The sequence below is a fragment of the Vibrio hepatarius genome, from assembly GCF_018860525.1.
Lineage (GTDB): Bacteria > Pseudomonadota > Gammaproteobacteria > Enterobacterales > Vibrionaceae > Vibrio > Vibrio hepatarius_B.
In genome coordinates, this window is the sequence record NZ_JAHKPM010000028.1 from 1 (window position 1) to 12,105 (window position 12,105).

The following is a 12,105-nucleotide window of genomic DNA, read 5'->3' on the forward strand; positions in this document are numbered from 1 at the left end:
CATGTGCGTGAAGTAGTTGGGCAAGAAGGCTAGTGGTTGATTATTGATCATTGTTTCCCTCTGCCTTTTGCTCTGACTCTTTGAGAAGGTCGAGGTATTTATTTTCGACAAATTCTTTTTCTTTCGTCACATGATGTAGCTGCTGCTGAATGGCTTCGAGTTCCTCATTGGATGCTCCCGCTCCACCTTCTGGTTTTTCACTGATCTTCTTCTTGTAATTTTCTATAATATTAAGGAGTTGTTGGCGTTCTTGGTGATACTCTTGCTCCATCTTATCGAAGCCACCAGTTTCGCTGATTTGCATGTATTCTTTCTCAAGCTGTTCAAATTGTTTTTCGAGCTGTTCTTTTTCTTGTCGTAGGCTATCCACTGTATCCGATTGTTTCTCCAGCTTGCCTTTTGCTTTTCTAAGCCCTTCCATACTCCTATCAAGGTCCCCTTTGAGTTTGCGGATAAGTTGATGAGATTTTGATAGTTGCTGATTAAGGTCATTAATGGAATCTTGTTCATCGGTGGAGAGTTCCCCTCCACCTGCAGCTTTAATTTGTGAGACCTGGGCTTCGAGGGCTTTTTGAATAATGATCAAATCATTAAGAGTATCGCTGTTTATAGTGGTATAACTAAGAGCGCTCTCGACTGATTCTTGGCAAAGTTCGTAGGTTTGACTATCTATTTCTGGATTAGAACTGGATTCAGGGCCATGAACTACATCGCGTGCGAATTGACGAAATTCTCGTATCATCAGTAACAGAATAACAAACCACACCAGCAGAATTAATAAGCCTACGTCAATTGCAAGAGCGAATAAACTCTCTGTTGTGATTAAAGGTGTAGTGAGAAGTGCCGCTAAATCCATGAACTCATTCTATGTTTTTAAATATCTATAGAGTGTAAGTTTAGCTGTCGACAGAAATTGTGCCTATAATTTAAAACAACCACCCAGCCAGAGTAGAATACAGTTTGTGAAAATTCTGATTGTCGATGACAGCAAAGCGACATTAGAGATAGTCCGGCGTGCATTAGAAAAGTTTGGCTATCGTCGTTTGTCAATACAGAAAGAGGATAGTGCCGTTGGAGCGCTTAATAGAGTAAAAGAGTGGCAACCAGAGATTGTTCTCACTGATTGGCATATGCCTGATATGACAGGTCTTACTTTAATTCAAGAGATAAAAAAGCTCAATTTGGGTACTAAAATGGGAATGATCACCACGGTTGATGATCAGCTTCAGATAAACCAAGCTAAATCTGCCGGTGCTAGTTTTGTTCTATCAAAACCTTTCGTTGATAAAGATTTGCACCGTAAACTTTTGCCTTTGGTACAAGGGGCAGAAGAAAGTGAGCGCACACTTGAAAATATTGGCGATGTGCAAAAGGAGTTGGCTTTACCTAAATTAGCTCAACTTGAGAAGCTGATGAAACGTGAAATCAGTGACCGACTAAAACTAAGTAATATCCGTAAGCAATCTTTTGACGAGAGTAAAATCCCATGTTTACTCGCTATGTATGAGGATGGTGACACCCAGAGAACCCGAGCGGTGGCTATTTTGGATATCTACGCTATTTGCATTGTTTCTCGTGCTAACTCAAAAATTAGTAAAGACGATCTTTCACAGGCTATTCACAGTAAATTGGTGAGTAAAGATATTTTAGATATCTGCCATAAAGTGCTTGATAAGTCTTCGCTGGCGTTTCTTGACAGTGCTTCACGAAAAAGCCTGCGCCTTAAAAGTGTCAGCTTTATCCCCTCGGCTTTTGATAAACTTCAAGCTTTATATAGTAAGGAAAAAGATAAAAGAGTGGATTTCTCCTGCCAACTAGAGGATATGGCTCAGGGAAAAATCACTTTAATAGGATTCTAATATTTAAAGATAATTGGATATCAAGTTATAGCCATCACTTAATTTGCCTTGGTACTTTTTTATTTTATTCCCACATCGAATAACTCCGTTATCTTCCCATGTGAGTAGGGAGTCATTCACATTCTTTTTATTCGTTATTGAATATTCTAGATTTTAAAACATCAATCAACTCTAGTTATGGCTTGAGGTTTTTTCCGTGTAATTCGTTGTAATTCGTTTCTCTTTATTCCTGTAACCCATTAATTTTCATCCGATTTTACTTGTATGAAATAAAGGGCTAACTGGTATGGCTGCTAGCCTGAAAGAGATAAGGAACGAATAATCAATGAGAACAGAAAAATACAAAAAAAAGTTATTGTTGCTAGCGATAACAGGAATCTTGGTCACAGGCATGGCAGGGTGTAGTGATGATGATACGCAACAGTTGGAATTCTCAGCAACTGTAGATATGCCTATAAGTGGTCTTGCTGCTGGAGATACGGCAGAAAATGGCGAACATTACGATTACAATACATTGGCAGTGTTTGACTGGAAAAATTACGGTGAAGAAACGCCATTACCAAGGTTTGCTGTAATTGAGCGACACGGTGATTCTGCAACCATTGAACCACTTGATCAAAGCATTGTTAATTGGCCTGAATCTGAACCTAGAGGTAACGATCTTGAAGCTATCTGCCAGATTAATGATACCTACTATTTGGCAGCTGAAAGCAGTTATTTCTACGATGACGATGAGCATGCGTATAAATATGGTCGTTTATTTCTTATCGAACGAAACCCTACGCAGGGTGGCTTGTATTCAGGGTTGTCGTTGGCAGCCACATATCAGTTGACCAACAACCCGGCAGACTACGATGATAAAAGCTTTGAAGGTTTGGCGTGTGCACCATCTGATCTTGATGATGGTAGTTATAATATTTTGTTAGGAGATAGAAAATCAGGTGACTTATATTGGGATAAAATAAACCCAATGGAAGACATTACTACAGGCACACCTTCGTATCTGGAGTTAGAACGTGTGGGTGAGGCTCATGCACCAGAAGAATGGGGCACAAATCGCGATATATCAGATCTCTTTTATACAGACCAATGGCATTACTTGTATGGTGTGGCTTCTTTTGACCCTGGTGATGAAGTTACTGATAGTCCGAACGCCACTATGTACCGCAGCAGTAATGCATTCTATTTGGAAAATGATCTATTTATGGAAGGTTTAGTGGATTCTCCACAAAAGATTACCATTAACGCTGTACACTCATTTCCTCATCATAAAATTGAAGGGATTACCGCTTATGGCCTGACGGGAGGTGTTTTCTATGGCTCGGATGATGACACTACTGCTAACGAATATGGTTTAGTGAAGGTTCAATAAATATTTCCTAACTTAATTCAATAGTTAAGAGTCAGTAGGTTTAGGTTACTCTGCTGGCTCGATTCTGTCTATCATGGGCTCAGCTGGTTATATCAAGTGACTTATTAAGAGTATTAGATGTATGTTCTCGAAGTGCTTGTTCAATAGTATTTATATTAACCGGTTTGGAAATAAAGCCATTCATACCCACAGCAAAGCAACGTTGCTTATCCTCTTCTTGTACATTTGCTGTTACGGCGATGATGGGGATTTGTCGCCCCCAGTTCGAGGTTTCTCTAATCCGCATCGTTGCTGTTAGGCCATCCATTACCGGCATATGGCAATCCATAAATATTATTTCGTAGTGATGTTGCTTGAATAGCTCCAGAGCGACTTGGCCGTTTTCTGCTACATCACACTCAAAGTTGAGTCGTTTTAATATCTGTCTCATGACAACTTGGTTGACGGAGTTATCCTCGACGACTAACACTTGGGAATTTGATGCCGCTGGCTTAGGCTTTTTGTTGGTATCCGGTTTGGCTATCACCACAATCTTTTTTTGTTTGTCTGACTCACTTTGTGACGCTACAACTTTGAGACTATTGGATTGGGAGGGGAGAGGAAGCTGGACAGTAAAACGGCTACCAAGACCGACCTCACTAGATACTTGTATTTCTCCTCCCATAAGTTCAACAAGTTCCTTAGAAATAGCAAGACCTAACCCTGTCCCCCCATACTCACGAGTAGTGCTACCATCGGCTTGATGAAATTTATCAAAAATCATATCTAGCTTTTCTGGCTCGATACCAATACCAGTATCACTTACCGCTATTTTTAGTCTGGAAGATTGATAGCTAACATTGATTCTAACGAATCCAATTTGAGTAAACTTAATGGCATTACTCACTAGGTTGTTAATAATTTGTTTAACGTGTATAGGATCTCCGACGACCACTGTGGGTAGATTTGGCTCAGCTTCTAACATTATTTGTAAGTGCTTACTGTTTGCTCTGACTTGATTAACTTTATAAATATTATCTATAAGCTGGTGAATGTCGAAAGGAATGGCCTCAAGTTCAATTCTGCCAGCTTCGATTTTTGAAATATCGAGAATATCATTAATTATGGTGAGCATGTCTTCAGATGATTGTTGAATCATGCGAAGGTAGTTTAGCTGAGGTTCATTGAGATCTAAATCCTCCATTAATGCTGATATACCGATAATACCATTCATTGGGGTACGGATTTCATGGCTCATATTGGCTAAGAACTCACTTTTACGGCGATTAGCTGTTTCGGCCTCTTCCTTGGCGTTTTTTAGCTCTTCATAATAGGTCTCTAAGCGAGAATTTGAATCATTAAAGTTTTCGACTAGGTGGGAAATCTCGTCTCTAAACATACGAGGATATAGCGTAACACTCTGAAGTGAATAATCATTTTTTACACTTGAGACCGCTTCAGCTATTATGCTGATAGGTTTAACAATAATAATCCAGATGAAGCTCAATAGTGCGACTAATAATAAGATAATACGAGCAGCTTCTGCCGTTAAAATGTGAAGAAACTGCAGCCAAAGGTCGCTATATACTGATGAAAGATCAGACTGAATAACTAATCTGCCTAGGGGATAGCTCTTGCTACCAAGCTCGTAATTGAGTGGCCAAGTGACAGTAATGGATTCATGGGGTTTTTGGCCCTTTTCAATTATGGATTCACTGCTGCTATAGAGGTGGACATAGTCGACTTTGGGTAGGCTGATTAAACCTTCCAATTGAGCGTTAAGTAGAGTTCTATCTTCCACCCATAAGCTAGTTTGAATGCTTGTGAGTTGGCTGGTTTTTAGGTTGTCGAGAGTTATGTGCAGGTTGTCAATATCTCGCTGCAATTGTTGATATAGGTTATAGCTTGTGCCCGCCAAGGCGAGTAACACGCTAAAAAATGCTACCGCTAAAACGAGTTGCTTACTAATGCTTAGGTATCGATGTTCTTTATTCAAAATATGCAACTACACTCTTAAATGATGTTCGATAATGTAAATATAGTTTTAATTATTCAATAATAAAAATGGGGATCAAAAATGAACTGGAAATTCCACCTATTGTCAGTTGCTTTGTTGATGCTGAACACGTCTTTTGCCAGTGCTAACAAAGTTGATTACTACGTTATTGCAGAGCAAGCTAGACCATTTCAGATTGAAACCAAAGGTGCTGACCATTCTGGCATAGTGACGGACATCGTTAAAGAGGTGTTCAAAGGGAGTGAACATCAGATTGATTATCATACTTATCCGTTTAATCGTATGATTTCTATCCTATCTTCTCAAGACCAAGGTAATTGGATTACCTACGGCAGTCCGCATTGGGGCAAAGTGCAGTCGGAAAATTTATCTGATGAGCCTATTTATACGGTGAGGCACAATCTGTTATATAGCAGCAAAAAACCCATGAACTACGATCAAGCATCTGACTTAAAAGGTAAAGTTGTCGTATTGCTAATGGGCTTTGACTACCCTGAACTTCAGCCTTATTTTGACAGTGGCGAGGTGCAGGAGATGCGAGTGAAAAATTATCAGTCGGCGTTTAGAGTTGTTGACCGTCACCCTGGAGATATGGTGTTTGTTGAGATGGGTTCAAGAATTATTTACAACCAAAATCAGCTTAACCTCGATAAGAAGCTATACTCTCAGCACGGTTTCAACGATGTAATACCGGATTATTCTGTCTATCTAGCCTTGTCACCCAGCATGGATAAAGAGGTTCAAGACTATATTAACAAGCGCTTAAAAATAATGAAAAAACAAGGAAAAATAGACGAAATCATCAAGCAATACATCTGATTTTACTACGGACTATCACTGAATATCTCAAGTTGTGGTTTAAGTGAACGCGGGAATGCTATGCCATTCCCGTCATGTCATAAAGTACGTTTATTGTTTAATAAATTTCTGGTCTAAGAGGTGGCCGAGTTTTTTTGCTTTGGTTTCTAAATAGAATTGATTGTCGATATTGGCCCCTTCTTGAAGAGCAACGCGTTCTTTTATTTGAATATTGGCTTGCTCTAATGCTTTGACTTTAAGAGGGTTGTTGGTCATTAGGCGTACTTTGTCTATTCCTAGATAGGCGAGAATTCCATGACAGAAACGATAGTCTCGCATGTCTGCTGAAAAGCCCAACTGTTCATTCGCTTCCACGGTATCGGCTCCTTCATCTTGTAAGTGATAAGCCTTAATTTTATTCAATAAACCAATACCTCGGCCTTCTTGACGCAAGTAGAGCAAAACACCTGCACCCTCTTGGACTATGTTGTGTAGTGCTCTATCGAGTTGAAATCCACAATCACAACGAGTACTAAAAAGTGCATCGCCAGTTAAACACTCCGAATGAAGGCGAATTAATGGCGCATCGACAACAGAGATATCACCATAAACTAGAGCTAGATGCTCTTTGCCAGTCTCATTTTCTATAAAACCATGCATTTGGTAAGTACCCCATTTAGTCGGTAGCTTGGCTTTATCAACGAATTGAATGAGATTGTAGGGTTCTGTGTGTTTGAGCTTCTCTCTAACCGCCATAAGAATTTTGCCAAGTTGGTTCTCACCTTGACCGTTACCGCCATCCCCCCAAAAGCTATCTTTATGCGAGTGCTCACTTATATCTACATCACCTGTTTCAAGTAATTGGAATGCTAATATTGGATTTTGGTTAAACTTTTCTTCGACGATAAAGCGCATGATATCTAGCCGAATTTTCTCCCAGTCCACTCTAATATTTTTGCTGTGCTGGCGGCTTAGTGAGAAAGCAATGTCTGGGGTGTCGCAATACTGTATTTGATGAATGATTCTTTCATCAGTAAATTTGTGCGCTTGGTAATAATGTTCACTAGTTTTCCATTTGGTACCATTGATCTGGATTGGCGCATAGAAAAAGTTAGACAGAAACCCAAATGCATCACTAGGTTCGTAGAAATGAATGTTTCTATTCATAGAAACTCCTGACGTTTAGTGTGTCTTGTTTCATACAAGATCGTAGTTGATTTATAGATAGCTGTGTAACTCTTGTGTGACTCTGTGCCAATCGATAGGGGCTGTTGGGTTAGAGAGAAGATAATATTCACACAATTAATAGGTATATTTATATCTTTTGCCAAATATAATGTCGATGATAAATAGGCTAGGTTAAGTAACAATAATCAAATCTAACAAAATATTAGCATTATTCTATAATACTCGAATCCGTTTGGGGTCCTCTCCCGCGATAGCAATAGGTGCTCTACAGGATAAGCTTCGCGGCTATAAATTGCTCTAAAACCTAATATAAAAGCTGGCAGGATTCTAAGTATTATTTGCAATATAAAATGAATACTAGCTGTACAGATCTAAAGAAGAGAGGTGGGGGAAGCTCTCTCTTTAGATCTAACGTATTGGGAGTCGTAACCAAGTCGAACACGAGTCATGCTCGACTTGTCGGGTTTACACTTCAAACAAGGTAATTCAGTGTACCATCCAAGCGTCTTTGAGCTTACCACTGATCGGCCAATGATATGCTTTCGAGATAGAGTAAATTAAGTCTTGAGCCAACTCTCTTCCATTATCCGAATTCGTCATGACGACAGCGCCTTGCCCTGTGTTTGGTAGACCGACTAACCAACCCTGATATCCAGCATTTTGTCCTAGTTTCATGAAATGAAGCTCATCACCTTTACCTTCGACAACATACCCCAACCCATATGGGGTGTTTGCTTGTTTAGATACAGATTGCTTGGCAAGATTAGGGCTAATGATTTGTGTTGGATCGCCTTTGTAGGCTTTGTTGATGGATACGATAAGTTTGCCCAAGTCTGTTGGTGTACTCCACAAGCCGGCTGATGCATATTCGGGAGTAATCCTCCATTTATACTTAAAGCCTATGCCGTTTTTATCGGTTGCCTCGGCAACATTAGTAACAGCGGGTCTAGTTGGTTGAAGATAACTGGTATTGGCCATTTTCAAAAGCTCAAATACATATTTATCGGGACTTTCTTGGCTAGTCATTGTTGTCATTTGGTCAGTAATTAGCTGGACAACTTGGTATCCGCCACCAGAGTAGTCGTATTTACTGCCAGGCTTATAGGCCAACTTAACAGGTGGATTATTTGCTGGCGCAGTGCCATTTAATGTGTCTAATAGGCTTGGAAGTGGCTCCTGCGGTGCGTAACCATAGTAGCCTCCAACATCAAGATCTGACGACATGCTTAATAGTGTCCGTAATGTGACGGTATCAGTGTTGTAGCCATTAGGGTTAGGTATTTGCCAATCACCTAACAAGGGCGCTACTTTTTCATCAAGCGTGATCAGCTTTTGATCTACTAGGCTTAGAGCGGTCACTGCTGCTACCGATTTCGACATGGAACCTGCTTGAAATAAGGTATCTTCATCTACCTGTCTAGTATAATTAGCATTAACGTAGCCTATAGCTTCTGACCACACGATTTCATCGTTATCCACCACAGCAAAGCTTATTGCGGGGACTTTGTAATGTGACATGGCAGATTTAAGATCGACGTTTTTAATCTTGCTACCCACTTGAATGCTTATATTGTGTAATACTTGTGTCTTCTCACTGTTATTCTCTGAATAAGCATAACAAGATAATAACAAGCCTAATATAATGCCAGAATTAGCTACTCTACTTAAATTCCTCAAACTCTATCCCTTTTAATATAAAGCCATTTTGATATCAATCATATAAAAAACAATTACATAATTAAATTTTAATTTGCTTTTACTATGTACAAAGGTGAAGTATTGATGGGTCATAGTTTTCTAGAATGGTGGTTTTGTTTGTATCTACAACTTGTTATTTTATGTTTACTATGTCTCGATACATACGAAGGAAATATATGTTTGTAGTACAAGTTGAGCAGGGTCTAGAGCTGGCATTAGTTGAAACGAATTTTGCTGCTTGCTACCTGGATATTGTTTCGAAGCAGAGAGAGTATTTAAGCCAATGGTTATCTTGGCCTATCCATGCCCAAAACGAATCGTTTTTCCTAAACTTTATCAAGCGTTCCCTACATGATTATGCTGATGGCAAGTCTCTAGTATGTGCCATGTTTTATCAAGGTAAGCTGGTCGGTAATATCAGCTTTAATTCCATAGACAAAGATCTTGCTAGGGTAGAGATAGGTTATTGGCTAAGCCAAGACTATCAGGGAAAGGGCATTGTAACCAAATCAGTGTCTAGAATGATTGAGCTTGCGTTTCACAATTATGACATGCAAAAAATCCAAATCTCAGCGGCGACCGACAACCAGCCAAGCCGGAATGTTTGCTTACGACTCGGATTTACATTAGAAGGTGTTTTAACCAGAGCGGAAAATGTCAATGGTCGTATCCTTGATCATGCCGTGTACGGGTTAAGTCGAGATGCTTGGAAAACGCGGCAAGGGGTAGCGAAATAGAAAGGCCAGAGATCAATCTGGCCTTATTTGGTATCAATGAGATTGGGTTATCTCATGGTAACAAACTCTTCTGAGCCTGTTGGGTGGATGGCGACAACAGAATCAAAGTCTGCTTTGGTCGCGCCCATTTTCATAGCTACGCCAAAGCCTTGTATCATTTCATCAACCGTAAAGCCGATACCATGTAAACCAACGACTTTTTCATTGTCACCAGCACAAATGAGCTTCATCTTACATGGCTGACGATGCTTAGTGACGGCTGTGTACATGGCGGTAAAGCCAGATGTGTATACTTTAATGTTGTCTTTACCGTATTTTTGTTCCGCTTCTTGAGTTGTAAGGCCTATAGTACCAATCGGTGGGTGGCTAAATACTACGGTAGGGACTAAATCATAATCCATCTTAGCGTTAGGCTTGTTATTAAATAGACGCTCTGAAAGCTGTCTGCCTGCCTTGACCGCAACAGGGGTAAGCTCTATGCCGCCTTCCATGATATCGCCGACGCAGTAGATACCCGCAACATTGGTTTGCTGATATTCATCTACCTTAATGTAACCGGCTTGATTGGTTTCAACTCCGGTAGTTGCAAGGTTAATTGCATCTGTGGCTGGGTGGCGGCCTATCGCCCAAATCAGAGTATCAACATTGTGTGTGTTGCCATTTTCTAGGTGTAATGTTAGGCTGCCATCGGCTTCTTTAACCACTTCTTTGGGCACAGAGTGAGTGTGTAAAGTTGGCCCTTCAGCTTGCATGACCTCTACTAGCGTTTCTACGATCATGGGATCAAAGCTACGTAATGGGGACTCTTTACGGCAGAAAAGATGAGTTTCAGTGCCAAGAGCATGCAAGACACCTGCAATCTCCACGGCAATATAACCAGCACCTATAACGGCAACACGTTTAGGTTGCTCATTTAGATCGAAGAAACCATTAGAGTCGATACCGTGCTCTGCTCCTGGGATGTTAGGAATAGTTGGGCGGCCGCCGACAGCAATAAGAATGTGATCGGCAGTGTAATGCTCACCATTAACTTCTACAGTTTTTTGGTCAACAAACTTTGCAAACCCTTTGATGACTTGGATTTTGTTATTGCCCAGAACGCGATCGTAAGACTGATGGATTCGGCCAATATACGCTTGTCTGTTTTCAACTAATTTACTCCAGTTGAAACCTTTAACATTGACATCAAAGCCATAGTCTTCAGCGTAGAGGTTGATTGCTTCAGCGACTTGGGCGCCATGCCACATAACTTTTTTCGGCACACAGCCAACGTTGACGCATGTTCCGCCTAGATCTTGAGCCTCTATAAGTGCTACTTTTGCGCCATGCATTGCTGCTCGGTTTGCTGATGCGATGCCACCACTACCACCACCGATGCAGATATAATCAAAATGAGTCGCCATTTATTTCTCCAATTATTGCGGGAGGGTTACTGAGTAAAGCTTATGCTTGCTGCATAGTGCCCGCATTTTTTCATTATCTATGATATGGAGGATAGATTGGATGAACTCAATCTATCCAGTTTAAATTTTCTTCTGTCTTGAATGTTGAAGCTAGGCCAAGGCAACTTGATTAATATTACTCAGGTACAATCCAATTTACTTTGAAGTGACCCGTTACCGGTGCAATGGATTCTTTAAGGAAGGGAAGAATCGCCTGCATTTGACTTTCAAGTTTCCATGGCGGATTAATGACAATCATACCTGATGCTGTCATACCATGTTCGCTAGTATCCGCTGCTACGCCCAGTTCAATTTGGAGTATCTTACGAATCCCCAAGCCTTCAAGAGCATCTATCATATCCTCAATATCACAACGATTGACTACTGGATACCAGATAGCAAATATACCTGTTGCCCAGCGCTTGTGACTGTGATGAATTGCTTGTACTACGTCGCGATACTCTTTGGCTAACTCATAAGGTGGATCGATGAGTACTAGACCACGACGTTCTTTAGGGGGAAGGCTCGCTTTAAGACGCTTAAAACCGTCTTCTTTATAGATGCTGACTTGTCGGTCACGAGCAAACTCTTGTTCAAGAAGTGGGTAATCACTTGGGTGAAGTTCACTTAATACCATGCGATCTTGTTGGCGAAGGTGTGTGCGTGCGACGCGTGGTGAGCCTGGGTAATAACGAAGATTTTGGTCGTTATTAAGGACCTTGATTGCGTCGAGGTAGCCTTGCAGGTCTTCTGGTATATCGGTTTGCTGCCAAACTCGCGCAATACCATTCTTATATTCACCTGTTTTTTCCGCCCATTCGTGGGTTAAGTCGTAGCGCCCAACACCAGAATGGGTATCATGGTATACAAAGGGCTTATCTTTTTGCTTGAGGGCATTGAGAATTAGGCTTTGAACGATATGCTTTAGGACATCGGCATGATTGCCAGCGTGAAAACTGTGGCGATAACTTAGCAAAATAACACTCTCTAATGGGTCAAGGTTCGGAATATTTTA

General features: G+C 40.7%; 10 protein-coding genes. 4 read left to right on the forward strand and 6 right to left on the reverse strand.

All coding sequences use genetic code 11. From position 1 onward, the window contains the following. Window positions 1-40 precede the first annotated feature (40 nt). Window positions 41-856 (reverse strand): chromosome partitioning protein ParA, encoded by an 816-nt coding sequence (locus KO511_RS07730; protein ID WP_215986876.1) that lies wholly within the window; start codon window positions 854-856, stop codon window positions 41-43. A gap of 106 nt (window positions 857-962) precedes the next feature. Here KO511_RS07730 and KO511_RS07735 point away from each other — a divergent pair, with 106 nt between their 5' ends. Further along, window positions 963-1,859: a response regulator gene (locus KO511_RS07735; RefSeq protein WP_171360538.1), complete on the forward strand. Its 897-nt coding sequence runs from the start codon at window positions 963-965 to the stop codon at window positions 1,857-1,859. Window positions 1,860-2,184: 325 nt separating this feature from the next. Continuing rightward, entirely contained in the window at window positions 2,185-3,231 is a 1,047-nt protein-coding gene (locus KO511_RS07740; protein ID WP_215986877.1) for a hypothetical protein, read from the forward strand. Between the two features lie 79 nt (window positions 3,232-3,310). Here the strand turns inward: KO511_RS07740 and KO511_RS07745 are convergent, their stop codons facing one another. Next, entirely contained in the window at window positions 3,311-5,215 is a 1,905-nt protein-coding gene (locus KO511_RS07745; RefSeq protein WP_215986878.1) for an ATP-binding protein, read from the reverse strand. Between the two features lie 72 nt (window positions 5,216-5,287). On the opposite strand from KO511_RS07745, the gene KO511_RS07750 reads away from it, so the two are divergent. After that, window positions 5,288-6,046, forward strand: a complete 759-nt coding sequence (locus KO511_RS07750) for a substrate-binding periplasmic protein (protein WP_215986879.1) — start codon at window positions 5,288-5,290, stop codon at window positions 6,044-6,046. A 90-nt stretch (window positions 6,047-6,136) separates the two neighbouring features. On the opposite strand, the gene ribA is transcribed toward KO511_RS07750, so the two are convergent. Both ribA and KO511_RS07760 read right to left on the reverse strand, forming a co-directional pair. Continuing rightward, window positions 6,137-7,192, reverse strand: a complete 1,056-nt coding sequence (ribA, locus tag KO511_RS07755) for a GTP cyclohydrolase II (RefSeq protein ID WP_215986880.1) — start codon at window positions 7,190-7,192, stop codon at window positions 6,137-6,139. 507 nt (window positions 7,193-7,699) lie between these two features. Further along, on the reverse strand, window positions 7,700-8,890 hold the full coding sequence (locus tag KO511_RS07760; protein ID WP_252724281.1) for a serine hydrolase domain-containing protein: 1,191 nt from the start codon (window positions 8,888-8,890) through the stop codon (window positions 7,700-7,702). A 197-nt stretch (window positions 8,891-9,087) separates the two neighbouring features. Between KO511_RS07760 and KO511_RS07765 the strand changes: the two genes are divergently transcribed. Then, complete coding sequence (locus KO511_RS07765; protein WP_215986881.1) at window positions 9,088-9,648, forward strand: GNAT family N-acetyltransferase; 561 nt, start codon at window positions 9,088-9,090, stop codon at window positions 9,646-9,648. Window positions 9,649-9,695: 47 nt separating this feature from the next. On the opposite strand, the gene gorA is transcribed toward KO511_RS07765, so the two are convergent. Both gorA and KO511_RS07775 read right to left on the reverse strand, forming a co-directional pair. Next, on the reverse strand, window positions 9,696-11,051 hold the full coding sequence (gene gorA / locus KO511_RS07770) for a glutathione-disulfide reductase (protein WP_215986882.1): 1,356 nt from the start codon (window positions 11,049-11,051) through the stop codon (window positions 9,696-9,698). 175 nt (window positions 11,052-11,226) lie between these two features. Next, window positions 11,227-12,066, reverse strand: a complete 840-nt coding sequence (locus tag KO511_RS07775) for a 23S rRNA (adenine(2030)-N(6))-methyltransferase RlmJ (RefSeq protein ID WP_215986883.1) — start codon at window positions 12,064-12,066, stop codon at window positions 11,227-11,229. Window positions 12,067-12,105 lie beyond the last annotated feature (39 nt).